Below are 24,958 nucleotides of genomic sequence, written 5' to 3'. Positions count from 1 at the left end.
TTCAGGCGGCGGCCAAGGCCAGCGTGGGTGGGATGGAGGCCGAGCGCATCGGCCCGTGGCCAACCCCCGGGAAGGGCTGGTAGGTGGTGGCCAGGCCGGCGCGCCGGGCCTGGCGCTCGGCCAGCTTGGGCGTGGCGTCGCTGAGCATGGCGCGGCGGTTGCGGGCCTGTTCGTCCACGCCGGGTCGCTGCGAGCGCGTGGCCATGCCGGCGCCGCCGGCCATCAGCAGCAGCTGCATGGGCCGGCCCATGGGCAGCGGGCGGGCCCGTTGCTCGACCGACAGCAGGTAGCCGTCGTGCCACCAGAGCGAGGGATCGGCCGCGGCATAGCGCGTGAACAGCTGCGGCCGCGTGAACAGCGCGTACAGCGCGAGCAGGCCGCCGTAGGAATGGCCCCAGAGCGTCGTGCGGTCGGGGTCGCAAGGCGCACGGCGATGGATGTCGGGCAGCACCTGCTGCTCCACGAGGTCCAGGAACAGGTCGGCGCCACCGCCCGGGCGTCGGCGCTGGGCGTCGTCCCAGGTCGGCCTTTCGCCGGGCACGGGCGGGGTGTAGTCGAAGGCGCGGGCCGCGACGTCCAGGTCCTGGGCGGTCTCGTAGCCCAGCGTGGCGATGGCCAGCGGGCCGTTCTGCGCCTGGTGGGCCAGCAGTCCGTCGTCGAGCGCGTTGAAGGCGGCATTGCCGTCCAGCATGACGAGCAGCGGATAGCCGCTGGCCGGCGGCCTGGCGGTGGGCAGCAGCAGTTGCACGCGGTAGCGGCGCTGGCCGTCGGCCGAAGCCAGGCCGAAGCGTTCGCTGTGGTAGGGCGTGCCGGCCGCCGGGGCCGCCGTGCAGGCCTGCAGGCCGATGCCGGCCAGCGTCAGCAGCAGGCTGCGGCGGGGTGCGAGGAACGAGGGCGAAGGGCGGGAAAGGACCACGGATCGAAGAACAGCCAGGGCGCCTGCCGTCCACTGAGGCCGACCGCAGGATCGACCCGGTTTCTAGATGAGAATGATTTGTACTGACTGATTCTAGGCGCCGTCGATGCCCATCGGATGGATCAGGCCTTTGCTTCGCAATACTTTGCATTGGCGTGGGGCTGGTGCCGGCGGTGGGCGTGGCCCCTGTGGCAACATCCGCGATTTGCCTTGTAGATAGGAATCGTTCTTGAAAACTAGCCTGTACCGCACCGTCGTGGCCTGCGGCCTGGTGCTGGCGGCCCTGGTCACGTCCGTCGGTGTCGCCGCAGCGGCCGAACTCACCGACCTGAACGGCCGCAAGGTGCGCGTGCCCGACCAGGTGCGCAAGATTTCCATCGACGATGGCCGCTTCCTGGTCGCGCTGTCCTTGATCCAGCCCGACCCCGTGCAATGGCTGGCTGCCTGGCCGCGCGACGTGCACCGCATCGGCGAGGCGACTTACGCGCAGTACATCGCCAAGTTCCCGGCCCTGCGCAGCGTGCCGCAGGTGGCGTCCTCGGCCGGCAGCTTCAACCTGGAGGCCGTGCTGGCCGCCGCGCCCGACGTGGCCGTGGTCTCGGTCGGCTCCGGCCCCTCCGAGGCGCAGGCCGCGCAGCTCCAGGCCGCGGGCATCCCGGTGGTGTTCATCGACTTCTTCGACAACCCGTTCAGGAACCAGGAGCCCAGCCTGCGCATCCTGGGCCAGCTGACGGGCGGGCAGGCCAAGGCCGAGGCCTTCATCGCGCTGCGCCGCGCGCACATCGAGAAGATCGCCCAGCGCGTGGCCAGGCTCGCGCCCACGGCCCGGCCCACGGTGTTCCTGGAGGCCCATGCGGGCATGACGGGCGACTGCTGCAACTCGCCCGGCAAGGGCAACATGGGCGAGTACATCGACTTCGTGGGCGGCCACAACATCGGCGCCGACGTGCTCAAGGCGCCGACCGGCAAGCTCAACATCGAGTACGTGGTGTCGCGCGATCCCAAGGTCTACATCGCCACGGGCGGCGCGCACCTGGAAAAGGCGGGTGGGCTGGTGCTGGGTGCAGGCTATGACGCTGCGCGCGCACGCGCTTCGCTGGCGGCCGTGACGCAGCGCCAGGGCATCGCCCAGCTGTCGGCCGTCAAGAGCGGGCGGAGCTTTGGCCTGGCGCACCAGCTCATCAACTCGCCGATCGACATCGTGGCGATCGAGGCCTTCGCGACCTGGATCCATCCCGAGCTGTTCAAGGACGTGGACCCGGGCAAGACGCTGGCCGAGATCAACAGCAAGTTCCTCGCCGTGCCTTACCAGGGCGCGGGCTGGACGAGCTTGAAATGAGCGCCACGCTGCCCGTGCGCGCGAGCGACGTGCTCGCGGCCTACCGGCGCCTGGTCGTGCGCCGCATGCTGACCGTGGCCGGCCTGGCGGTGCTGTGCGTGGCGGCCTTCGCGCTGGACCTCGTGACCGGCCCCTCGTCGCTGACGGCCGCCCAGGTGCTGGGTGGCATCGTCTCGCCCGAGACCCTGAGCCTGCCGCAGCAGGCCATCGTCTGGCAGGTGCGCCTGCCCTACGCGCTGATGGCCGTGCTGGTCGGCGCTGCGCTGTCGCTGGCCGGCGCGGAGATGCAGACCATCCTGAACAACCCGCTGGCCAGTCCGTTCACGCTGGGCGTGTCGTCGGCGGCTTCGTTCGGCGCGGCGCTGGCCATCGTGCTGGGCATCAGCCTGCCCTTCGTGCCACTGCAGTGGATGGTGCCGCTCAATGCCTTTTTGTTCGCGTTCGGCTCGGTGCTGCTGCTGCAACTCATGGCGCGGCGCCGCAGCGCGGGCGTGGAGACCGTGGTGCTGCTGGGCATCGCGCTGGTGTTCGCCTTCAACGCGCTGGTGGCGCTGGTGCAGTTCCTGTCCTCGCAGGAGGCGCTGCAGCAACTGGTGTTCTGGAGCATGGGCTCGCTGTCGCGTGCGACATGGAGCCATGTCGGCGTGCTGGCCGCGGTGCTGGCGCTGGTCGTGCCGTTCTCGCTGCTGGCGGCGGGACGGCTGACCTCGCTGCGACTGGGCGAAGACCGTGCGCGCAGCTTTGGCGTGGACGTGGGCCGGCTGCGCTTCCTGGCGCTGCTGCGCGTGAGCCTGCTGGCCGCGACCTCGGTGGCTTTCGCGGGCACCATCGGCTTCATCGGCCTGGTGGGTCCGCACATGGCGCGGCTGCTGCTCGGCGAGGACCACCGCTTTCTGCTGCCGGCCAGCGTGCTGTGCGGCGCGCTGGTCATGTCGCTGGCCTCGGTGGCCAGCAAGACGCTGGTGCCGGGTGCGATCATGCCGGTGGGCATCGTGACGGCCATCGTCGGCGTGCCGGTGTTCCTGTTCCTGATCTTCCGCGGGAAAGACCGCGCATGACGCAGAACCACGCATTGCAGGTGCGCGGCCTGGCCACGGGCTACCGCGAGCGCCAGATCATCCAGGGCCTGGATCTGCCGGATTTGCGCGCCGGCGAGGTGCATTCGCTGGTCGGCCCCAACGCGGCCGGCAAGAGCACGCTGATGCGCGCGCTGGCCGGCCTGCAGCCGGCACGGGGCTCGGTCCGGCTGGGCGGCGAAGAACTGGTCGGCCTGCCGCTGGCCGAGCATGCGCGCCGCGTCACCTACATGCCGCAGACACTGCCGCAGGGCGTGGCGCTGTCGGTGCTCGAAAGCGTGCTGGGCGCCTTGCAGGCCTCGGCCACCGGCCACCCCGGCGGCGACAGCCACGAGGCCGCGCAGCGGCGCGCCGTGGCCATCCTCGAGCGCGTGGGCATCCTGCGGCTGGCGATGGAGGGGCTGGACCACCTGTCCGGCGGCCAGCGCCAGCTGGTCTCGCTGGCCCAGGCGCTGGTGCGCGAGCCGCGCGTGCTGCTGCTCGACGAGCCCATCAGCGCGCTCGACCTGCAGCACCAGCTGCGCGTGATGCGGCTGGTGCAGGAACTGGCGCGAGAGCGCGGCATGATCGCCATCATGGTCCTGCACGACCTGCAGATCGCCGCGCGCTGGTCCGACGGCATCGTGATGCTGGCGCAGGGCGCGGTGGTGGCCACGGGCACGCCGGCGCAGGCCATCACGCCGGCATCTCTTGCCCAGGTCTACGGTGTGCAGGCGCGCGTGGAGCATTGCTCGCGCGGCGGGCTGCAGATCATGGTGGACGACGTGCTGTGAGCGCCGCCCGACCGCCCGAAGGCGCTCGGCGCCGCAGCACGGAGCGCGGAGCTTCTTCGGAGTTCGCCGACTGGTCGGCTGTCGAAGTGGCCGGTGCGCGGACGCGCCGCTGGCCGGCGCAGACCAATGGCCAGACCTACCGCATCAGTGTCTGGGTGCCGCCCGGCACGCCGCCGCCCGGCGGCTTCCCTGCGGTCTATGTGCTCGACGCCAATGCGCTGTTCGGCACCTTCGTGGAACTCGTGCGCCGCTCCAGCCGCCGGCCCGACGCGACCGGCATCGTGCCGGCCGCCGTGGTCGGCATCGCGCACGATGGCGACGAGCTGTTCGCCGAGGCCCAGCGCCGGCGCGACTTCACTGCGGGGCCGTCCGCCGATGGATCGGTGGTGAGCGGGGTCGGTGGCGCATCCAGTTTCCAGTCCTTCATCGCCGACGAACTCATGCCTGCGCTGCGCGCCGAACTGCCGCTGGACGCCGCACGCCAGACCCTGTTCGGCCATTCGCTCGCCGGCCACTTCGTGCTGCAGGCCCTGGCCGCGCGGCCGCAGGTCTTCCGCACCTGGGCCGCCGTCAGCCCGTCGGTCTGGTGGGACGAAGCCGGCCTGCGTGCGGCGCTCGCCGCGGCCTTGCCGTGCCAGCCAGGCCTGCGCGTGTTCATGGCCGTCGGTGCCTGGGAGGACGAGGTGCCGCCCTGGCAGCGCCAGCATCCCGGCTACGAGCAGCTGGTCGCGCGCCGCGCACAGCGCCGCATGGTCGGCAGCGCCCAGGCGCTGGCGGAACAGATGACGGGTTGGCTGGGGGCGGAGCGGCTCGCGTTCCGCGTCTTCCCCGACGAAGACCATGCCTCGGTGGTCATGGTCGCGGCGCAGCGCGTGCTGCGCTTGTGTTCCACCTGAAAACGAGAACGCCCCGGAGACCGGGGCGTTCTTTCCTGGGCGGGTGCCGCTCAGCGCACCGTGATGCGGCCGATGCGGTCGCCTTCGCCGTCTTCCGAGCCACGCGCCTTGTTCACGGTGAAGGCCGTGCCCTTGCCGTCCAGCGCGATGTGGTTGGGGAAGCTGCCCACGTCCAGGTTGCCGAGGATCTTGCCGTCCACGTCCAGGATGGTCACGGTGTCGCTGGCGCGGTTGGCCGCGTAGACCAGGCGCTTGGTCGGGTCGAAGCTCACGTTCAGCGTGCCGGCGCCGACCTTCACGTCCTTCAGCGTCTTGCCGGTCTTGGCGTCGACGATGACCACGTTGTCCGAACCCTGCGCGGCCACGAAGATGCGGTCGGTCTGGGCGTCGTAGGCAATGCCCGAGGCCGACACGGCGGTCTCGACCGCGAACACCTTCTCCACCTTGTCGGCCCGGGTGTCGATGACGGCGACCTCGCCGCCGCCGCTGACGACGAACAGGCGGCTGCTGGCGGTGTCCAGCGCCAGGCTCATGGGCGAGAACGGCTTGGCATTGAAGCCGCGCTGCGTGGTCTGGATCGGGATGTTCTTCAGGAAGGCGGGGGCCTTGGTGCTGAACACGGCGACCTGCGGCTCGCCGACCGGCGTGGCATAGGCCTTGCCCTGCACGCCGTCGACCAGCACGTCGCGCGCATGCGGCACCACGCCGGGCTCGAACTGCTTGACGATGGCCAGGTCCGACTGGCGGTACACGGCCACGGTGTCCTGGCGCGTGTTGGTGACCCAGACGTTGCCGTTGGCATCGTCCACGCCCACGCCGTAGACCGCGTACAGGCCGGGCAGGGCGTTGGCGGCGGGGGCCGGCGCGCCGGGGCGGGCCGGTGCTGCGGGGGCCACGGGGGCCGTCACACGCTGCTCGATGGCCAGCGTCTGGGCGTTGACCTTGACGAGTTCGCTGCGCGTGACCGGCGGGCGGCCGACGGCCGAGGTCACGAACACGCGGTCGGTCTTGGCCGAGTAGCCGGCCTGGTACAGGCCTGGCACCAGCGTCTGCGACTGCACGCTGAAGCGCTCCTGGCCCGACAGCGGCACGTTGGGCGAGATCTTGAGTGGCACCAGCAGCGAGGCCGGCGGGTTGGTCGCGCTGGCCACCAGCGCATAGCGGCCCGGCTCGGCGCCTGCGGGCAGCACGAACTGCGTGCGGAACTTGCCATCCTTGTCGGCCGTGGCCGTCTGGCCGAGTTCGGCGCCGCCGTAGCTGACGGTGACCTTCTGGCCCGGCTTGAAGTCGCTGCCCGCCAGCGTGACGGGTTGGCCGGCCAGCACCACGGGCGTGTCCGCCAGGCTGACACGCCCTTTGAACGCGGCAGCGTCCTGCGCATCGAACCGCGGGCCCGAGGCGCAGGCCGCCAGGCCCAGCGCCATCGACACGGCCAGCAGGGTCTGCACAGGGCGCGCCCAGCGGGCGACAGGACGTCGGTTGTTCATGCAATGTTCCTTGTGGTTGAGAAAGGGATGGGCCGCGCGTGCGCGGCACTGCAGGCGGGCTAGACCTGTCGAGCGAAAAGAGATGAGAATGATTTGTATTGACTGAGAATTCTAAATGTGACCTCGACCGTCACCGGGGCGAATGCCCCTACTTCGCAATTCTTTGCAGAGCGTCAGGGCTCAGAACAGCTGGCCGGTGGTGTCCACCATCTCCACGCGCTCGGCGAGTTCGCCGGGCCTGGCCAGCGCCCCCACGCGCACGCCGAGCAGCCGCAGCCGGCGCTCCAGCGGCACGCGCTTGAGGCACTGGCCCGCCGTCTGGCGGATCTGCCGTGCATCGGCCGTGTGCTGGGCGATGGTCTGGTCGCGCGTGACGATCTTGAAGTCGTCGAAGCGCAGCTTGACGCCGATGGTCTTGCCCACGTAGCCCTTGCGCTGCAGATCCTCGGCCAGCTTCTCGCACAGCTGCGTGAAGATGGCCGAGAGCTCGGCGCGGTCGCGCACGGCGTGCAGGTCGCGGTCGAAGGTGGTCTCGCGGCTCATGGACACGGGCTCGCTCTCGGTCACCACGGGCCGGTTGTCGCGGCCCCAGGCCGCCTCGTGCATCCAGGCGCCGTAGGCGCGGCCGAAGCGCTCGACCAGCCAGGCGCGGTCCTTGGCCGCGAGTTCGCCGATGGTGGTGATGCCCAGCGCCTGCAGCCTGGCGTCGGCCTTGGGGCCGATGCCGTTGATCTTGCGCGCGGGCAGCGGCCAGATGCGGCTCTGCAGGTCCGCCTCGTGCACGACGGAGATGCCGTTGGGCTTGTCGAACTCGCTGGCCATCTTGGCGATGAGCTTGTTCGGCGCCACGCCGATGGAGCAGGTCAGGCCCGTGCGTTCGAAGATGGTGCGCTGGATCAAGCGGGCCAGCACGCGGCCGCCCTCGCGCTGGCCGCCTGGCACCTCGGTGAAGTCCGCGTAGACCTCGTCGACCCCCCGGTCTTCCATGCGCGGGGCGATCTCCAGGATGGTGCTCTTGAAGATGCGCGAGAAGCGCCGGTATTCGTCGAAGTCCACCGGCAGCAGGATGGCCTGCGGGCACAGCTTGGCGGCCTTCATCATGCCCATGGCCGAACCCACGCCGAAGGCGCGCGCGGCGTAGGTGGCGGTGGTGATCACGCCGCGGCCCACGTAGTCGCCCAGCAGCGGGAACGCCTCCACCGGCAGGTTCTCGCGCTGCGCCAGCACGCTGTCGGCCCGGCGCCGGCCGCCGCCGATCACCACGGGCAGGCCCTTCAACTGCGGGTAGCGCAGCAGTTCGACGGAGGCGTAGAACGCATCCATGTCGAGGTGGGCAATGCGGCGGGGCAGGGGCGCAGGCGGGGTCAAGCCCGCGAGCATACGTGCTGGCGCCGGGGCCATCCTGGCGGTATACAGTTGCGGGTTTTGGGCCGATTGGCACAGGGGGCGTCGGCCCTGTCGCTATCATCGCCCCCGACCCCACCCCTCGGAGCCCTTTTCCATGACGTCCGACCCGGACCTCGTCGACGCTGCCCGCCGCCTGTGCGATGGCCTGCAGGCCCTGTTCGACACCGCCGTGCAGGCCGTGGCGCAGCGCTGCGGCAACGCCGGCCGGCTCGATCCGGCCGCGCTGGACGCGGCCCAGGGCGTGTCGTACGAGCTGGCCTGGGCCAGCGCCGAGTTGCTGGCCGCGCAGACCGTGCTGCAGGCCCCCGCCGCCGCCGGCCTGGACCGCGCGCTGGCGCTGCTGTTCGCGACCGAGGCCATGCGGACGGTGCAGGGACGTCTCGAATCCGTGGCCATCGATGCCGACCTGGACGGTGCCCCGCTGCGCGCCTGGGCCGCCGATCCGCAATGGCCGGCGCTGCGCCGCGCCGCGGCCGGCCCCGCCGCCCTGACGGCCGCCGCGCGCGCGCTGGCCGCGGCCGAGTCCGAGATCGGCCCCGTCACGGTCAGTGAGGAGGTGGCCATGGCGCGCGATGCGTTCCGCCGCTTCGGCGCCGAGGTGGTCGCGCCGCTGGCCGCCGAGATCCATGCGCAGGACCTGACGATTCCCGAGACCATCCTCGGCCCGCTGCGCGAAATGGGCGTGTTCGGCCTGTCGATCCCGCAGGAATACGGCGGCAGCGCGCCCGGCCAGCACGACGACACGGCCATGATGATCGCCGTGACCGAGGCGCTGTCCGAAGCCTCGTTGGGCGCGGCCGGCAGCCTGATCACGCGGCCCGAGATCCTGTCGCGTGCGCTGCTCGCGGGCGGCACCGCGGCACAGAAACAGGCCTTCCTGCCCAGGATCGCGGCCGGCGAACCGCTCTGCGCGATCGCGATGACAGAACCCGACCACGGCTCGGACGTGGCCAGCCTGGCGCTCAAGGCCACGCGCGTGGCGGGCGGCTGGCGGCTGGACGGTGCCAAGACCTGGTGCACCTTCGCCGGCAAGGCCGGGTTGCTCATGGTGGTGGCGCGCACCGATCCCGACAAGGCGGCCGGCTACAAGGGCCTGTCCATCCTGCTGGTCGAGAAGCCCTCGACCGAGGACCACGCCTTCGACTTCCAGCCCGAAGGTGGAGGCCGCCTGCGCGGCAAGGCCATCCCGACCATCGGCTACCGCGGCATGCATTCCTACGAACTCGCGTTCGAGGATTTCTTCGTGCCCGACAGCCATGTGCTGGGCGGCGAGGCCGGCCTGGGCCGGGGCTTCTACTTCAACATGGCCGGCATGGTCGGCGGGCGCATGCAGACCTCGGCGCGCGCCACCGGCGTCATGCGCGCCGCGTTGCGCGAGGCACTGCGCTACACGCAGGACCGCAAGGTCTTCGGCCAGCCGCTCATCACGTTCCCGCTCACCCAGTCCAAGCTGGCCCACATGGCCGCGCGCCTGGCGGCCTGCCGCCAGACCGCGTATGCCGTCGGCAACCGGCTGGAGGCTGCCGACGGTCGCATCGAGGCGGCGCAGATCAAGCTGCTGGCCTGCCGCTCGGCCGAGCTGCTCACGCGCGAGGCCCTGCAGTTGCACGGCGGCATGGGCTACGCCGAGGAGACGCCCGTGAGCCGCTACTTCGTGGACGCCCGCGTGCTGTCCATCTTCGAGGGCGCCGAGGAAACTCTGGCGCTCAAGGTCATCGCCCGCGGCCTCTTCGAGAAGGCCCTGGCCTGACCGCCCCCCTTTTTTTCCACAGTTTCACCACCGCCTAGGAATCGTCATGGCAGAGACCAAACCCAAGATCATCTACACCCTCACCGACGAGGCGCCGCTGCTGGCGACGCATTCCTTCCTGCCCATCGTGCAGGCCTTCGCCGCGCCGGCCGGCATCGACGTGGAAACCAGCGACATCTCGGTCGCCGGCCGCATCCTGGGCCAGTTCCCGGAAGCGCTGACACCGGAGCAGCGCGTGGCCGACAACCTGGCCGAACTGGGCAAGCTCACGCTCAAGCCCTCGGCCAACATCATCAAGCTGCCCAACATCAGCGCCTCGGTAGCCCAGCTCAAGGCCGCCATCAAGGAACTGCAGGACAAGGGCTACAAGATCCCCGACTACCCGGAAGTCGCCAAGACCGACGAAGAGAAGGACATCCGCGCGCGCTACAACAAGTGCACGGGCTCGGCCGTGAACCCCGTGCTGCGCGAAGGCAACTCCGACCGCCGCGCGCCCAAGGCCGTCAAGGAATACGCGCGCAAGAACCCGCACAGCATGGCCGAGTGGAGCCAGGCCTCGCGCTCGCATGTCTCGCACATGCATGCCGGCGACTTCTACCACGGCGAAAAGTCGATGACGCTGGACAAGGCGCGCGACGTGAAGATGGAGCTCATCACCAAGAGCGGCAAGGCCATCGTGCTCAAGCCCAAGGTCTCGCTGCTGGACCGCGAGATCATCGACTCCATGTTCATGAGCAAGAAGGCGCTCGTGGCCTTCTACGAGAAGGAGATCGAGGACGCACACAAGACCGGCGTGATGTTCTCGCTGCACGTGAAGGCCACCATGATGAAGGTCTCGCACCCCATCGTGTTCGGCCACTGCGTGAAGATCTTCTACAAGGACGCGTTCGAGAAGCACGCCAAGCTGTTCGAGGAACTGGGCGTCAACGTCAACAATGGCATGGTCGATCTGTACACCAAGATCGCCGCGCTGCCGCAGAGCAAGCAGGACGAGATCAAGCGCGACCTGCACGCCTGCCACGAAGGCCGCCCCGAGCTGGCCATGGTCGACTCTGCCAAGGGCATCACCAACTTCCACTCGCCCAACGACATCATCGTCGACGCTTCGATGCCGGCCATGATCCGCAACGGCGGCAAGATGTGGGGCGCCGATGGCCGCCTGAAAGACGTGAAGGCCGTGATGCCCGAGTCGACCTTCGCCCGCATCTACCAGGAGATCATCAACTTCTGCAAGTGGCACGGCGCCTTCGACCCCAAGACCATGGGCACGGTGCCCAACGTCGGCCTGATGGCCCAGCAGGCCGAGGAATACGGCTCGCACGACAAGACCTTCGAGGTGCCCGAAGACGGCGTGGCCAACATCACCGACCTGAACACCGGCGAAGTGCTGCTCTCGCAGAACGTGGAGCAGGGCGACATCTGGCGCATGTGCCAGGTCAAGGACGCCGCCATCCGCGACTGGGTCAAGCTGGCCGTCACGCGCGCGCGCAATTCGGGCATGCCGGTGGTGTTCTGGCTCGACCAGTACCGTCCGCACGAGGCGCAGATGATCACCAAGGTCAAGATGTACCTGCACGAGCACAACACGGCCGGACTGGACATCCAGATCATGAGCCAGGTGCGCGCGATGCGTTACACGCTGGAGCGCGTGATCCGCGGCCTGGACACCATCAGTGCCACGGGCAACATCCTGCGCGACTACCTGACCGACCTGTTCCCCATCATGGAACTGGGCACTTCGGCCAAGATGCTGTCCATCGTGCCGCTGATGGCCGGTGGCGGCATGTACGAGACGGGGGCCGGTGGTTCGGCGCCCAAGCACGTGCAGCAGCTGGTCGAAGAAAACCACCTGCGCTGGGATTCGCTGGGTGAGTTCCTGGCGCTGGCCGTGAGCCTGGAAGAGCTGGGCATCAAGAACAACAATGCCAAGGCCAAGATCGTGGCCAAGGCGCTGGATGCGGCCACCGGCAAGCTGCTGGACAACAACAAGGGCCCGAGCCCCAAGACCGGCCAGATCGACAACCGCGGCAGCCACTTCTACATCGCGCTGTACTGGGCGCAGGAACTGGCCGCGCAGACCGAGGACAAGGACCTGGCGGCCAAGTTCGCGCCGCTGGCCAAGACGCTGACCGAGCAGGAGGCCACCATCGCCAAGGAACTGCTCGAAGTGCAGGGCAAGCCCGTGGACATCGGCGGCTACTACAAGCTCGACGACGCCAAGGTGGCGGCCGTGATGCGCCCGAGCAAGACGCTGAACGACGCGCTGGCGGCGCTGACGGCCTGATCCTCAGGACGTTGGGCACGAAGGGCTGGGAGGGATGCTCCCGGCCCTTTTTTTCATAGGGATCAGAACACGATGAATACCCCGACCACCATCGCCACGCACAACGGCTCCTTTCACGCGGACGACGTGTTCGGCGTGGCCGTGCTGCGCTTGCTGTATCCCGGCGCCACCCTGCTGCGCACGCGCGATGCAGCCCTGATTGCCGGCGCCGACTTCGCTGTCGACGTGGGCGGCGAATGGGACGCCGCGCGTGGCCGCTTCGACCACCACCAGCGCGGCTTCGAAGGCGCGCGCGCCAGCGGCGTGGTCTATGCCAGCGCCGGCCTGGTCTGGGCCGCACATGGCCCGGCCCTGGTTGCGCAGCAGTGTGGCGTGGCCGATGCCGCGCAGGCCCAGGCGATCGCCGACAGCCTGGACCGCGAACTGGTCCAGCACCTGGACCGGGCCGACACCGGCACCGCCAACGCCGCGCCGGGCCTGTTCGGCCTGTCGGCACTGCTGGCGCAGTTCAACCTGCCCTGGGACGGGCGCGGCAGCGCCGCCCAAGACGATGCCGCGTCGCTGGCGCGCTTCGAGCAGGCGATGGGCGTGGTCACGCAGCTTCTGCTGGCCGCGCTGGACCAGCAGCGGGCCCGCCACCAGGGGGCGCAGCAGGTGCGCGAGGCGCAAACGCTGCTGGACGGCCGCGTGCTGCTGTTGCCGCGCGGCGGCCTGCCATGGCGCGACGTGGCCAGCGCCGAGATGCCGGACCTGTGGTTCGTGGTCTACCCCGATGCCAGCGACCAGCAGCACCAGGTGCATGTGGTGACGGTGGAGCCGCAGTCGTTCACGGCACGCAAGGATCTGCCGCGCGCCTGGGCCGGTCTGCGCGATGCCGAACTGGCGGCAGCCAGCGGCGTGGCCGATGCCGTGTTCTGCCACAACGGCCGCTTCATCGCCGGTGCGCGCTCGCTGGACGGCGCGCTGCGCCTGGCCGAACTGGCCGTGGCGGCCCCCTTCGATCCGAAGTGAGGCCGCGGCGCGGTGGCGTCAGCCGGCCGCGTTGATCTTCTCGACCACCTCGCGCAGCGTGGCGTCGGCCTGCGCGTTGTCCACCTGGCAGGTGCCGGCGGCCTGGTGGCCGCCGCCGCCGTATTGCAGCATGAGCTCGCCGACGTTGGCCTTGCTGCTGCGGTCCAGGATGGACTTGCCGGTGGCCAGCACGGTGTTCTGCTTCTGCACGCCCCACATCACGTGGATCGACACCGTGGCCCGCGGGAACAGCGCGTAGACCATGAAGCGGTTGACGGCCCAGATGGTTTCCTCGTTGCGCAGGTCCAGCACCACGACACGGCCGTGCAGCTTGCCGCAACGCAGGATCTGCTCGCGCGCCTTGCCGGCATGCTCGTCGTACAGGTCCACGCGCTCCTTCACGTCGGGCAGCTCGAGGATCTGGTCGATGGTGAGATCGCGGCAGTGCTTGATGAGGTCCATCATCAGCGCGTAGTTGCTGATGCGGAACTCGCGGAAGCGGCCCAGGCCGGTGCGCGCGTCCATCAGGTAGTTCAGGAGCACCCAGCCGGTGGGCGCAAGGATCTCGTCGCGTTCGTACTGGGCCGAGTCGGCCTTGTCCACGGCCTCCATCATCTCGTCGGAGATCCTCGGGAAGCGCTGCTTGCCGCCGTAGTGGTCGTACACCACGCGCGCGGCCGAGGGCGCATTGGCGTCGATGATGTGGTTGCTGCCCGCGTCCTGGTTGCGGATGGTCTCCGACAGGTGGTGGTCGAAGGCCAGATGGGCGCCCGGCACATAGGGAAGGTTGGTCGTGATGTCGCGCTGGGTGATGGCGATCTTGCCGTCCTGCATGTCCTTGGGATGGACGAACAGGATGTCGTCGATCATGTCCAGCTCGTTCAGCAGCACAGCGCAGACCAGGCCGTCGAAATCGCTGCGGGTGACGAGGCGGTACTTGGGCGTGGGCATGCGCGCTCTCTTTCCGGAAAGTAAACGCGCAATTGTGGTGGCGCTGCGCGCGAGCGGCCACGGCGCGCAGGGCTTGCGCTGACGGAAGGCGCGGCGGTGCTGCCGAGCGGCGTCAGCCCTCGGGCGTGGCGGTGTCGTCCACGCCGGCATGGTGGGCGATGACGCGCTGCACCATGTCCATGAAGACCCCGCGTTCGGCCGCCGTCAACGGATCGAGCATGCGCTGCTGCGCCTGCAGCATGGTGGGCAGCAGTTCCCGGCGCAGCGCCTCGCCTGCGTCGGTCAGGTGCAGCAGCCGCACGCGCCGGTCCTGCGGTGACAGGCTGCGCAGGAGCAGGGCGCGCGCTTCCAGCCGGTCGACCACGCCGCCGATGGTCGAGGTGTCCAGGCTCACCGCGCGCGCCAGCGTGCGCTGGTCGATGCCGGGCTGGTCCGCCAGCGTCTGCAGCACCGCGTACTGCACCGGCGTGGTGCCCGCGCTGGCCGCTTCCTGCATGAACACGGCGAATGCGATCTGCTGCAGGCGCCGGATGCTGTGGCCTGGCTGCGAGCGCAGGTCGATCTCGGCTGTCGGCGGGCTGGCACTGGTCTTCTTCATGGCTGCATTCTCCCATTGCACAAATAATATGTATGCTGATAATATTGATGCATACGGAAATTGGCCTCAACAGGAGACACGTCATGCAATTCCATCTGGACGGCTTTCAGCCCGGCGATCCCCGCGTCCGGCCCGCTTCGGCCGCTTCGCAACAGCCTCAGGACCGGCCGCCGGCCGAGGTGGACGTGCTGATCGTGGGCTGCGGCCCGGCCGGCCTCACGCTGGCGGCACAGCTGGCCGCCTTCCCCGACATCCGTAGCTGCATCGTGGAAGCCAAGGGCGGCCCGCTGCAGCTGGGCCAGGCCGACGGCATCGCCTGCCGCACGATGGAGATGTTCGAGGCCTTCGGCTTCAGCGAGCGCGTGCTGCAGGAGGCCTGCTGGATCAACGAGGTGACCTTCTGGAAGCCCGGCGCCCAGGGCGGCGGCATCGTGCGCCACGGCCGCGTGCAGGACACGCCGGACGGGCTTTCCGAATTCCCGCACGTCGTGCTGAACCAGGCGCGCGTGCACGACTCCTACCTGGAGCAGATGCGCAACGCGCCCGGCCGCATGGCGCCTTACTACGGCCGCAGCGTGGTCGATGTGGCGGTGGATGCGCAGGCCGCCGACCATCCCGTGACGGTGCGGCTCGCGCGTGACGGGTCGGACCAGACCGAGACCGTGCGCGCCCGCTACGTGGTTGGCTGCGACGGCGCGCGCAGCGCCGTGCGCAAGGCCATCGGTCGGCAACTCGTGGGCGACTCGGCCAACCAGGCCTGGGGCGTGATGGACCTGCTCGCCGTGACCGACTTTCCCGACATCCGCAGCAAGGTGGCCGTGCAGTCCGAACACGGCAACCTGCTCGTGATCCCGCGCGAGGGCGGCTACCTCGTGCGCCTGTACGTGGAGATGGACAAGCTGGGCGAGGACGAGCGCGCCGCCCAGCGTGGCATCACGCTGGAGCAACTGATCGCCGCGGCGCAGCGCATCCTGCATCCTTACAGCCTGGAGGTGAAGGACGTGCCCTGGTGGTCGGTCTACGAGATCGGCCAGCGCATCTGCGACCGCTACGACGACGTGCCGGCCGAGCGGGCGGCCCAGCAACTGCCGCGCGTGTTCATCGCCGGCGACGCCTGCCACACCCACAGCCCCAAAGCCGGGCAGGGCATGAACGTCTCCATGCAGGACAGCTTCAACCTGGGCTGGAAGCTGGCGGCCGTGCTGCGCGGCCAGTGCACCCCGGCACTGCTGAGCAGCTACACCGAAGAGCGCCAGGCCGTGGCCCAGCAGCTCATCGACTTCGACCGCGACTGGGCGCGCATGTTCAGCGACCGGCCCGCCGAGGGCGGCGCCGGTGGCGTGGACCCCAAGGCCTTCCAGCGCTACTTCGAGCAGCATGGCCGCTTCACGGCCGGCGTGGGTACGCAGTACCGGCCCTCGCTGGTCTGCGGCGACGCCGCGCACCAGGCGCTGGCCAGCGGCTTTGAGGTCGGCACGCGCTTTCACTCCGCGCCCGTGGTGCGCGTGGCCGATGCCAGGCCGCTGCAACTGGGCCACGTGGCGCGCGCCGACGGCCGCTGGCGGCTGTACGCCTTCGCCGCGGCTGGCGACCACCGGAATGCCACCACCGGCCTGCGTGCCCTGTGCCGCTTCCTGGCCGAGGCGCCGGACTCGCCGGTGCGCCGCTACACGCCGGCTGGCCAGGACCCGGACGCCGTGTTCGACCTGCGCGCCGTGTTCCCGCAGCGGTACGACGAAGTGGCTCTGGAAACCATGCCGCCGCTGCTGCTGCCGCGCAAGGGCCGGCATGGCCTCATCGACTACGAGAAGGTCTTCGCGGCCGACGACAGGCCGGGGCAGGACATCTACGCGTTGCGCGGCATCGCCCGCGCAAGCGGGGCGCTGGTGGTGGTACGGCCGGACCAGTACGTGGCGCAGGTTCTGCCGCTGGATGCGCACCAGGCGCTGGCCAGCTTCTTCGCTGGCTTCATGCAGGCGGCTTAACGCCGCGCCGGCAGCGCTTCCAGCAGCTCGGCCGCACGGTCCAGGTCGAACCGGGCCAGCGCCTGTTCCACCTGGGCCGCGTGCTGCGCGAGCCCCTGGCCGCGCAGGCGTTGCAGCAGGACGGGCAGGTCTGCCTCGCCCTGCTCGCCGTTGCGCAGGGCCGCCGCCGTGGCACGCAGCGAGTCGTGCCAGGGCTGCGCGTCGGGATCGGGCGCATCGAACAGCGCCTGCAGGCCGGCGGGCAAGGGTGCCTCGTGCAGGGGGGCGGAAGGCGCGCCGTCGCCGGCCTGCGTGGTCCGCGGCACGGTGCCGTCCTGCAGCGGCACCAGCACGCGGAACACGCTGCCCTGGCCGGGCGTGCTCTGCAGCGTCAGCGTGCCGCCCATGCGTTCGACCAGTTGCCGCGCCAGCGTGACGCCCAGGCCCGTGCCGCCGAAGCGCCGGCTGGCTGAACCATCGGCCTGGGAAAAGGCTTCGAAGATGCGGGCCTGGTCCTGCGCTGCGATGCCGATGCCGGTGTCGTGCACGGCCAGCAGCACCTGGCCCTGCTGGCGCGCCAGCTGCAGCCGCACGGTGCCCTGTTCGGTGAACTTGACGGCGTTGTCCAGCAGCTTGTCCAGCACCTGGCGCAGCCGCGCGCCATCGCCCCGGAAGGCGTCGGCCATGCCGGGCTCGGTGTCCAGCCGCAGCGCCAGGCCCTTGCGCTCGGCCGCCGCGTGCTGGAGGGCCAGGGCCTCCTGCGCGAGGGCGCGCAACGAGAAGTCGGCCGTTTCGCACTGCAGCTGGCTGCGTTCGAGCTTGGCCATGTCCAGGATGTCGTTCATGAGCCGCAGCAGCGCGGTGGCGGCCTGGCGCACCTTGAAGACGTACTGGCGCTGCAGCGTGTCGAGCTCGTTGCGCAGCACGATCTCGGAGAAGCCGATGATGGCGTTCAGCGGCGTGCGCACCTCGTGGCCCATGTTGGCGAGGAAGGTGGTCTTGGCCGCCACGGCCTGCTCGGCGCGGTCCTTGGCGTCGCGCAGCGCCTGCTCCATGGCCTTGCGCTCGCTGATGTCCACCACCACCCCGTCCAGCCAGAGCACGCGGCCCGTGGCATCGCGCACGGCCTTGCCGCGCTCCCAGGCCCAGAAGCTGTGGCCGGCGCGGTGCACGGCGCGGTACTCGAGCGTGTAGCTGCGGTCGGCATCGAGGGCGGCCTGCACTTCCGCGGTCACGCGCGCATGGTCGTCCGGGTGCACCAGCTCGCGCAGCAGCTCGGGGGCGGCCAGGTAGTCGGCCGGCGACCAGCCCGACAGCGACTGCACGGCCTCGCTGATGAACAGCACGGTCCAGTTCTCATCGGCGGTGCAGCGGTAGGCCGCGCCTGGCATGCTGTTGATCAGCGAGGCATACAGGGTCTCGCGCTGCCGGGCCTGGAGTGCAGCGGTCCGCAAGCTCTCCACGGTGCTTGCGGTGGCGTCATCGGCGGCCTGCCGTTGCCGCAGCACCTCGGCCGCCTCGCCCGGCTGCGGCGACACGTGGCGAGCAGCGCGCAGCGCACGCCACTGCCGCCATGCGACCACCACCGCCAGGGTCAGCAGAAACACCAGTGCCAGGCACACGAGCTCGAGCGTGACCATGCCGAACGGCGGGCTGGGTGGCGGCGAAAGCGGAGAGGTCGGCATCCCCTGGGGCCTGGCTGGATGGAGGGGCTGCGCTGGCGCAGCGGCTGCGCCACTATAGGAAGCAACTCGCTCTTATTTCACACATATGCGGTGGTCAATCCGCCTGATCTGATGACTTTTGCACAGTTCGCCAGACTTTCTGGACTGCATACAGGTGTCGCCGGTTGCGTGAACCGGACGCCGCTGGGCCGGGTTCAGCCGCGACTCAGTAGCCGGAGCGGTCGCCTGGCGTGCCGTTCCGTCCGAGACCGAAGTCGGTCGCCAGCTGGCGCGTGGCCTGGGCCAGCAGGCTCACATCCACACCGACCGCCACGAAGCGCGCGCCCAGCGCCAGATAGCGGCGTGCAAGCGCCGCATCGCCCGTCAGGATGCCGGCGGCCTTGCCGCTGGCGACGATGGTGGCGATGCCGTTCTCGATGGCGGCCTGCACCTCGGGGTGGCCTGGGTTGCCGCGGTGGCCCATGGAGGCGGCCAGGTCCGCCGGGCCGATGAAGACACCATCGACGCCATCGACGGCGCAGATCGCCTCCAGGTTGCGCAGCGCCGTGGCGGTCTCGGCCTGCACCAGCAGGCAGACCTCGGCGTTGGCTTCGTCCAGGTAGCGGGCGCGCGTGTTCCAGCGCGAGGCGCGCGCGATGGCCGAGCCCACGCCGCGCACGCCCTCGGGCGGGTAGCGCGTGGCGGCCACCATGGCACGTGCCTGCTCGGCCGTGTCGACCATGGGCACGAGCAGGTTGCACGCGCCGATGTCCAGCAGTTGCTTGACCAGCGCCGTGCTGCCTTCCACCGCGCGCACCACGGGCTGGGCGCGGTAGGGCGCCACGGCTTGCAGCTGCGCGAGGATGCCGCGCAGGTCGTTGGGCGCGTGCTCGCCATCGACCAGCAGCCAGTCGAACCCGGCCGTGGCGCAGATCTCGGCCGTGTAGGCCTCGGCCAGCGAGAGCCACAGGCCGATCTGGGGTTGGCCAGCGGCCAGTGCGGCCTTGAAGGGATTGCCCATGCTTCTGTTCATCCGAAATGGCACGACACCGTGCCGAAGTCACCATAGTCCGCGACGATGGTATCGCCCTTGGCAACCTCGATCGGGCGGATGAACGAACCCGCCAGCACCACCTCGCCGGCCTGCAGCGTCACGCCGTGGCGGTGCAGCCGGTTGGCCAGCCAGGCGACGCCGTAGCCGGGGTGGTTCAGCACGCCGGCCGCCAGGCCCGTCTCCTCGACCTCGCCGTTCTTGCTGACGATGGCACCGATGCGGCGCATGTCGGCATTGACGAGCTGCGGCTTGAACGGCCGCCCGCCCAGCACCAGCGCGCAATTGGCGGCGTTGTCGGAGATGGTGTCGAGCACGGTCCGCAGCTTTTTCGTGACCGGGTCCACGCGGTGCATGCGCGCGTCCAGGATCTCGAGCGCCGGCGTGACATAGGCCGTGGCATCGAGCACGTCGAACAGCGTGCAGTCCGGGCCCGAGAGCGGCTTGTCGAGTACGAAGGCCAGCTCGGCCTCGATGCGCAGCGCGAGGTAGCGGTCCGTGGGGATCACCGCGCCATCGCGGAAGAACATGTCGTCCAGCAGGACGCCGAAGTCGGGCTCACCGATGCCCACCGCGCGCTGCATGGCCTTGGAGGTGAGACCGATCTTGTGTCCTTTCACGCGGCGGCCCGCGCGCTGCTTGAGCGCCATCCAGGCGGCCTGGACTGCGTAGGCGTCCTCGATCTGCATGCCCGGGTGCTGCAGCGAGACGATGGGGCAGGGCTGGCGGGTCTCCTCGGCCTGCTGCAGCTGGGCGGCGATGGCCTCGATGGTGGCGGTGTCCAGGCTCATCGCGTCACCTCCTCGTCGCGCACGGGGTTGGAGAGCGTGCCGATGCCGTCCACCGTGACTTCCACGCGGTCGCCGGCCTGGAGGAAACGCGGCGGATCGAAGCGCACGCCGGCGCCGATCGGCGTGCCGGTGGCGATCAGGTCGCCGGGCTTGAGCGTGATGAAGGTCGACAGGTAGGTGACCAGGTGCGCGAAGTCGAACATCAGGTTGGCCGTGGTGTCGTCCTGGCGCAGCTCGCCGTTCACGTGGGTCGTGAGGTGCAGGCTGTCGTAGCCGGCGGTGAGTTCGTCGGCCGTGACGATCCAGGGGCCGATGGCGCCCGAGCCCTGCCAGTTCTTGCCCTGCGTGACGTTGAACTTGGCGTGGTGCACCCAGTCGCGGATGGTGCCCTCGTTCATGATGGTCAGCCCGCCGATGGCGGCCAGCGCCTCCTCGCGCGAGGCGGCGCGGCGCACGCTGCGGCCGATGGCGATGACGATCTCGCCCTCGTAGTCCAGCTGCTGCGACTCGGGCGGCGCCAGCAGCGGCTCGCCATGGCCGACGAAGGAGTCCGGGAAGCGCACGAAGATGCTGGGGTGCTGGGGCAGCGCACTGCCGTCCTTGTACTCGGCATTGCGGTGCGCGTAGTTCACGCCGATGCACAGGATCTTCTCGGGCTGCTGCACGGGCACGAGCAGTTGCACGTCGGACAGTTGCACATCCGGCTGCGTGCCGGCCAGCGCGGCACGCGCCTGCTGCAGCGCGGCCTCGCCGCCTTCGAGCAGGGCCTTGACCGAGGCGATGCCGGGCAGGCGGCGCGACAGGTCGACGATGCCGCCGTCGATGGCGGCGCCCCAGCGCACGGCGCCCTGGGAACGGTAGGTGAGGAGTTTCATGGGGTGTCGAAGCCGAAGAAGGTGGCGGGGTTGCTGACCAGCAGCTTGTGCAGCGTGGCGGCGTCGGGCGCGAAGCGGTAGACCAGCTCCACCAGGTCGCCCTCGTTGGGCGGCTGCTTGATCGAGACGGGGTGCGGCCAGTCGCTGCCCCAGACGCAGCGCTCGGGCGCGGCGCGGATCAGCCGGCGCGCAAGCGGTACCACGTCGTCCCACGGGAAGCCGGCCTTGGATGTCTTCTCCGAGAGCGACAGCATGACCCAGAAGTTGCCGCGGCCCAGCAGTTCGACGAGCTTGGCCAGGCCCGGATCGGCCTCGCCCCGGGCCAGGTCGGGCCGGCCCATGTGGTCGATCAGCACCGGGATTTCCAGGTGCTCGAAGGCCGCGATCTGCTCGGCAATCCCGCTGGCCTCGGGCTGCACCTTCACGTACCAGCCCATCTCGCGGCAGCGGTCGAATGCGCGCTGCTGCTCGGCAGGCGTGAGGCTGATGCCCAGGCCGGCGCGCGTGAAGCGTGCGCCGCGCACGCCGGCATCGTGCAGCTTGTGCAGGTAGGCGTCGTCGCGCTCGCTGAGCACCGCGGCGTTGGCGCAGGCCACGTAATGGCGAGGACCATCGCCGTTCAGTCCGGCCAGCGCGTCCAGCACCACGGTGTGGTCGGCGCCGTAGGTCGTGGCCTGCACGATCACGCCGCGCTGGATGCCCAGGGTGCGGTGCAGGGCCTGTGCGACCTGCCAGGTCGCGGTCGGCATGGTGTAGGCCGCGCCGGGGCGCACGGGGTACTGCGCGGGCGGGCCGAACACATGGAACTGGCTGTCGCAGGCCAGGGCCGGTGGCAGCGGACTGGGCGCGCGCGGGTGGGGGTCGAAGGGCAGGTAATCAGGCATGACTTTCTCTGTGCGCGCAAGGCGCCACGGTCGCAAGACTCGGCAACGGCGCGCGTGGCGCGGTGCGAATGGCCGCGGAGCAGGCCACGCCAGTGCACCCGCGGAACTGGCTTTGCCAGGACGCCGGGTGCGCCCCCCTCGCGCAGCGGAGGGGAGTTGGCGGAGCGCGCAGCGCGGAGACTGGGGGGTTCAAAGGATGTAAGCGGTGAAGTCGCACTCGATGAGCTTGCCCATGTCGAGATCCGATTGCATGGTGTGGCGGGCCGGGCGGGTTCCCGGGTTGGGGAACATCTCCAGCCAGGGCGCGTTGAGCGCGGGCCGCTGCGTGCGGTCCTTCATCCAGACCGTGAGCTTGACGATGTCGTCCGTGCTGCCACCGGCGGCCTCGACGATGCGGCGCACGTTGTCCAGCATGAACCGGCATTGCGCCTCGATCGTGGCGGCGGGCTTGCCCGTGGCCGGGTCGTTGCCCTGGATGCTGCCGCTCATGAGCAGTGGGCCGATGCGGCAGCCCGCGGGGATGGGATTCTTGTGGCTGAAACCCTCGACGTAGATGCTGGTGCGGCCCGCAGGGGCGGCACGCGTGAGGCGGGTGTTGTCCATGTTCATTCCGCGGAGATGTTGGAATCCTTGATGACCTTGGTCCATTGCGCGTCCTCCTTGGCGAGGAACTGGCCGAACTGCTCGGGCGTCATGGCGCGCGCTTCGGCGCCCAGGTTCACGAACTTCTCCTGCACCGTCTTGTCCGCCAGGATCTTCTGCAGCGCGGCCGAGAACTTCACGACGATGTCCGTGGGCGTGGCGGCCGGTGCCATCACGCCCGTGAAGGTCTCGGCGCTGAAGCCCGGAAAGCCGGACTCGGCCAGCGTGGGCACGTCGGGCAGGCTGGGCAATCGCCTGGCCGAGGTCACCACCAGCGCGCGTGTGCGGCCCTGCGCGATGAAGGGCTGGGCCACGGACAGCTGGTCGAAGTTGAAGTCCACCTGGCCGCCCAGCAGGTCGGTGGTTGCCGGCGCATTGCCCTTGTAGTGGGCGGTGGTCCACTTGGCGCCCGTGGCCCTCTGCAGGTATTCGCTGACGAGGTGGTTCGTCGTGCCCGCACCGGGCGAGGCCATGGTGATGCGCCCCGGCGTGCTCTTGGCCGCGGCCATGAACTCGGCGAAGGTCTTGTGCGGAACCTTGGGGTTGACCTGCAGCAGCAGCGGCGTGAACGAGACCGAGCCGACGGGCGTGAAGTCCTTCTTCCAGTCGTAGGCCGCGCGGCGGAAGATGATCGGCGAGAACAGGATGGGGCCATTGGCGCCCATGAAGAAGGTGTAGCCGTCGGGTGCCGACCTGGCCACGTGCTCGCCTGCGATCAGGCCGCCCGCGCCGGGCTTGTTGTCGACGATGAAGGGCTGCTTGAAGACCTGCTGCAACTGCTCGCTGATCACGCGCGCGGCGCTGTCGACGTTGCCGCCGGGCGGGTAGGGCAGCACCAGGCGCACGGGTTTGTCGGGCCAGCTCTGTCCCAGGGCCGGGGTGGCGAACTGGCCGAAGGCGATGGCCGTGGCGGCCAGCAGGGTCAGGGCTTTCATCCGATGTCTCTCCTCGTATAGGTGCGAAGCGGTGACGGCGCCGGAGGTGGCGCCGCATGGCCTGGACTCTACGGAGCGGGTCGGAGTTGCTGCAACGCAATAACTCGAGTTTGTTCCACACTATGGACGTTTGGGCGATGTGGGCTCGCCTGCGGCCCGGCACCGTCCGGACAATGCGGCCATCCAACCCCCGAGACAAGCACGCATGCAGATCACCGCCGACGCCCTGACGCCCGAAGCAACCTACCGGCTCCTGTCCGGTGTGGTCGTGCCGCGGCCCATCGCCTGGATCACCACGCTGGCCGAGGATGGCGTGGTCAACCTCGCGCCGTTCTCGTGCTTCACCTTCGTCTCGAACAAGCCGCCCATGCTGGGCGTGAACATCGGTCGCAAGCGCGGCGTGCGCAAGGACACGGGTGCCAACATCCACGCCATGCGCGAGTTCGTCGTCAACATCGGCCACAGCGGCCAGCTGCACGCCATCCACGAGAGCAGCGTGGAGCATGCGCCCGATGTCAGCGAGGCAGAACTGCTGGGCCTGGCCACGGCCCCTTGCGTGACGGTGCGCACGCCGCGGCTGCGGGACGCGCCCGTGGCCATGGAATGCCGGCTCGACCGCGTGATCGAATTCGGCACCACTGGCGCCGAATTCATCGTTGGCGAGATCACCATGTTCCACATCCGCGACGGCCTGTACCGCGACGGCAAGGTGCAGACCAAGGAGCTCGATCCGGTGTGCCGCATCGGCGGGCCGAACTACGCGACGCTGGGCGAGATCGTCACCTTGCGCACCGTGCCGCAGACGGCCAAGGCCGAGATGCCGTGAGCGCAGAGGCCCCCGCCCGCAGCACCGACGGCGCGCAAAGCATCCGCCGCGCGCTGGCCGTGCTGCGCATCGTGGCGGCGGGCCAGGAATTGGGCGTGCGTCTGGTCGACGTGGTGCGCGCCTGCGGTTTGAACCGGCCGACCGCGCACCGCATCCTGCGCGTGCTGGTCGAGGAGGGTGCCTGCGAGCAGGACCTGGCCACGCGGCGCTACCTGATCGGCGGCGAGGTCGCGCTGCTGGGCCTGGCGCGGCGTGCGCGCTTCCCGCTGCGCGGCCTGGCCGAGCCGCACCTGCGTGCGCTCGGCGAATCGCTGGGCGACACCACCTTCCTGACCATCCGCAACGGTGACGACTCGGTCTGCTTGGCGCGCTGCGTGGGCAGCTACCCGGTCAAGGTGTTGTCGATCGAGGTCGGTGCGCGCCGGCCGCTGGGCGTGGGCGTCAGCGGTCTGGTGCTGCTGGCCTCGCTGCCCGAGGACGAGATGCGCGAGGTGGTCCAGCGCAACCGCCAGCGCCTGCTGTCCATGCAGGTCGACCCCGACGAGCTGCTGCGCCGCGCCGCCCGCGTGCGCCGGCAGGACCATGCCTTCGCGGCCGTGGGCGTGGTGCCGGGCTCGCGCGCCGTGGCCGTGCCGGTGCGCGACCCGGAGGGCCGCACCATCGCCGGCATCGCCGTGGCCACGGTTACGGCGCGCATGCCGGCCAGCCGCGTGCCCGACGTGGTGCAGGCCATGGCGGCCGAGGCGGCGGCGATCACGGCGAAGCTGGCCGGGCAGGCGCGGCCGCGGCGGCCCGGCTGAGCATGGGTGCAGGCCATGCAGGCAGCAGGCGTCCTTCC

The 24,958-nt window shown here is 69.9% G+C and carries 22 protein-coding genes; 10 read left to right on the top strand and 12 right to left on the bottom strand.

The window, feature by feature from the left end:
* Position 1 precedes the first annotated feature (1 nt).
* Positions 2 to 916, bottom strand: a complete 915-nt coding sequence (locus tag ASF45_RS10255) for an alpha/beta hydrolase (RefSeq protein ID WP_056660994.1) — start codon at positions 914 to 916, stop codon at positions 2 to 4.
* 229 nt (positions 917 to 1,145) lie between these two features.
* Between ASF45_RS10255 and ASF45_RS10250 the strand changes: the two genes are divergently transcribed.
* From ASF45_RS10250 to ASF45_RS10235, 4 genes are read left to right on the top strand one after another with little or no spacing between them, the layout of a single operon-like run.
* Positions 1,146 to 2,255, top strand: coding sequence for an ABC transporter substrate-binding protein (locus ASF45_RS10250; RefSeq protein WP_200932141.1), 1,110 nt, complete (start codon positions 1,146 to 1,148; stop codon positions 2,253 to 2,255).
* Between the two features lie 8 nt (positions 2,256 to 2,263).
* Positions 2,264 to 3,313, top strand: coding sequence for an iron ABC transporter permease (locus tag ASF45_RS10245; RefSeq protein WP_200932144.1), 1,050 nt, complete (start codon positions 2,264 to 2,266; stop codon positions 3,311 to 3,313).
* Positions 3,310 to 4,104, top strand: coding sequence for an ABC transporter ATP-binding protein (locus ASF45_RS10240; RefSeq protein ID WP_056660988.1), 795 nt, complete (start codon positions 3,310 to 3,312; stop codon positions 4,102 to 4,104). The genes ASF45_RS10245 and ASF45_RS10240 overlap by 4 nt, the downstream gene beginning before the upstream one ends.
* Positions 4,101 to 5,000 carry an alpha/beta hydrolase gene (locus ASF45_RS10235; RefSeq protein ID WP_162243986.1) on the top strand — a complete coding sequence of 300 codons (900 nt, stop codon included), beginning with the start codon at positions 4,101 to 4,103 and terminating at the stop codon, positions 4,998 to 5,000. Before ASF45_RS10240 ends, ASF45_RS10235 begins: the two co-directional genes overlap by 4 nt.
* Before the next feature lie 50 nt (positions 5,001 to 5,050).
* Here ASF45_RS10235 and ASF45_RS10230 read toward each other — a convergent pair whose 3' ends face one another.
* On the bottom strand, positions 5,051 to 6,487 hold the full coding sequence (locus tag ASF45_RS10230; protein ID WP_063887633.1) for a YncE family protein: 1,437 nt from the start codon (positions 6,485 to 6,487) through the stop codon (positions 5,051 to 5,053).
* Between the two features lie 180 nt (positions 6,488 to 6,667).
* Positions 6,668 to 7,888, bottom strand: a complete 1,221-nt coding sequence (dinB, locus tag ASF45_RS10225; protein WP_056660982.1) for a DNA polymerase IV — start codon at positions 7,886 to 7,888, stop codon at positions 6,668 to 6,670.
* A gap of 100 nt (positions 7,889 to 7,988) precedes the next feature.
* On the opposite strand from dinB, the gene ASF45_RS10220 reads away from it, so the two are divergent.
* The 3 genes from ASF45_RS10220 to ASF45_RS10210 all read left to right on the top strand — a co-directional run bounded on the left by ASF45_RS10220 (position 7,989) and on the right by ASF45_RS10210 (position 12,939).
* On the top strand, positions 7,989 to 9,644 hold the full coding sequence (locus tag ASF45_RS10220; RefSeq protein ID WP_056660979.1) for an acyl-CoA dehydrogenase family protein: 1,656 nt from the start codon (positions 7,989 to 7,991) through the stop codon (positions 9,642 to 9,644).
* A gap of 46 nt (positions 9,645 to 9,690) precedes the next feature.
* Positions 9,691 to 11,928 carry an NADP-dependent isocitrate dehydrogenase gene (locus tag ASF45_RS10215; protein ID WP_056660976.1) on the top strand — a complete coding sequence of 746 codons (2,238 nt, stop codon included), beginning with the start codon at positions 9,691 to 9,693 and terminating at the stop codon, positions 11,926 to 11,928.
* Between the two features lie 72 nt (positions 11,929 to 12,000).
* The gene (locus tag ASF45_RS10210) at positions 12,001 to 12,939 is read left to right on the top strand and encodes an MYG1 family protein (protein ID WP_056660973.1); all 939 of its coding nucleotides are present in this window, start codon (positions 12,001 to 12,003) and stop codon (positions 12,937 to 12,939) included.
* Between the two features lie 18 nt (positions 12,940 to 12,957).
* Here ASF45_RS10210 and ASF45_RS10205 read toward each other — a convergent pair whose 3' ends face one another.
* Together ASF45_RS10205 and ASF45_RS10200 are read right to left on the bottom strand one after the other, a co-directional pair.
* On the bottom strand, positions 12,958 to 13,890 hold the full coding sequence (locus ASF45_RS10205) for a hypothetical protein (protein ID WP_056660970.1): 933 nt from the start codon (positions 13,888 to 13,890) through the stop codon (positions 12,958 to 12,960).
* Positions 13,891 to 14,002: 112 nt separating this feature from the next.
* The gene (locus ASF45_RS10200; RefSeq protein ID WP_056660967.1) at positions 14,003 to 14,488 is read right to left on the bottom strand and encodes a MarR family winged helix-turn-helix transcriptional regulator; all 486 of its coding nucleotides are present in this window, start codon (positions 14,486 to 14,488) and stop codon (positions 14,003 to 14,005) included.
* A gap of 83 nt (positions 14,489 to 14,571) precedes the next feature.
* Here ASF45_RS10200 and ASF45_RS10195 point away from each other — a divergent pair, with 83 nt between their 5' ends.
* Complete coding sequence (locus tag ASF45_RS10195; protein WP_056660964.1) at positions 14,572 to 16,473, top strand: FAD-binding monooxygenase; 1,902 nt, start codon at positions 14,572 to 14,574, stop codon at positions 16,471 to 16,473.
* Here ASF45_RS10195 and ASF45_RS10190 read toward each other — a convergent pair.
* The 7 genes from ASF45_RS10190 to ASF45_RS10160 all read right to left on the bottom strand — a co-directional run bounded on the left by ASF45_RS10190 (position 16,470) and on the right by ASF45_RS10160 (position 23,294).
* On the bottom strand, positions 16,470 to 18,137 hold the full coding sequence (locus ASF45_RS10190; RefSeq protein ID WP_082550930.1) for a PAS domain-containing hybrid sensor histidine kinase/response regulator: 1,668 nt from the start codon (positions 18,135 to 18,137) through the stop codon (positions 16,470 to 16,472). The two genes, ASF45_RS10195 and ASF45_RS10190, sit on opposite strands and share 4 nt — an antisense overlap.
* A 205-nt stretch (positions 18,138 to 18,342) precedes the next feature.
* Positions 18,343 to 19,137, bottom strand: a complete 795-nt coding sequence (gene hpaI, locus ASF45_RS10185; protein ID WP_056660959.1) for a 4-hydroxy-2-oxoheptanedioate aldolase — start codon at positions 19,135 to 19,137, stop codon at positions 18,343 to 18,345.
* Between the two features lie 8 nt (positions 19,138 to 19,145).
* Positions 19,146 to 19,958 carry a 2-oxo-hept-4-ene-1,7-dioate hydratase gene (gene hpaH / locus ASF45_RS10180; RefSeq protein WP_056660956.1) on the bottom strand — a complete coding sequence of 271 codons (813 nt, stop codon included), beginning with the start codon at positions 19,956 to 19,958 and terminating at the stop codon, positions 19,146 to 19,148.
* Positions 19,955 to 20,833: a fumarylacetoacetate hydrolase family protein gene (locus ASF45_RS10175; protein WP_056660953.1), complete on the bottom strand. Its 879-nt coding sequence runs from the start codon at positions 20,831 to 20,833 to the stop codon at positions 19,955 to 19,957. The genes hpaH and ASF45_RS10175 overlap by 4 nt, the downstream gene beginning before the upstream one ends.
* The gene (locus ASF45_RS10170) at positions 20,830 to 21,717 is read right to left on the bottom strand and encodes an amidohydrolase (RefSeq protein ID WP_056660950.1); all 888 of its coding nucleotides are present in this window, start codon (positions 21,715 to 21,717) and stop codon (positions 20,830 to 20,832) included. The genes ASF45_RS10175 and ASF45_RS10170 overlap by 4 nt, the downstream gene beginning before the upstream one ends.
* Before the next feature lie 189 nt (positions 21,718 to 21,906).
* Positions 21,907 to 22,320 (bottom strand): RidA family protein, encoded by a 414-nt coding sequence (locus ASF45_RS10165; protein ID WP_156472940.1) that lies wholly within the window; start codon positions 22,318 to 22,320, stop codon positions 21,907 to 21,909.
* 2 nt (positions 22,321 to 22,322) lie between these two features.
* Positions 22,323 to 23,294, bottom strand: a complete 972-nt coding sequence (locus ASF45_RS10160) for a tripartite tricarboxylate transporter substrate binding protein (RefSeq protein WP_056660944.1) — start codon at positions 23,292 to 23,294, stop codon at positions 22,323 to 22,325.
* A 205-nt stretch (positions 23,295 to 23,499) separates the two neighbouring features.
* Here ASF45_RS10160 and ASF45_RS10155 point away from each other — a divergent pair, with 205 nt between their 5' ends.
* A complete protein-coding gene (locus ASF45_RS10155; protein WP_056660941.1) occupies positions 23,500 to 24,120 on the top strand; it encodes a flavin reductase family protein in 621 nt (206 codons plus the stop codon).
* Complete coding sequence (locus ASF45_RS10150) at positions 24,117 to 24,920, top strand: IclR family transcriptional regulator (RefSeq protein WP_056660938.1); 804 nt, start codon at positions 24,117 to 24,119, stop codon at positions 24,918 to 24,920. Before ASF45_RS10155 ends, ASF45_RS10150 begins: the two co-directional genes overlap by 4 nt.
* The last annotated feature ends 38 nt before the right edge of the window (positions 24,921 to 24,958 follow it).

Source organism: Pseudorhodoferax sp. Leaf265, from assembly GCF_001422365.1.
Lineage (GTDB): Bacteria > Pseudomonadota > Gammaproteobacteria > Burkholderiales > Burkholderiaceae_C > Pseudorhodoferax.
Note: the sequence above shows the minus strand (reverse complement) of the source record. Positions and strands in the feature narration are given on the sequence as shown.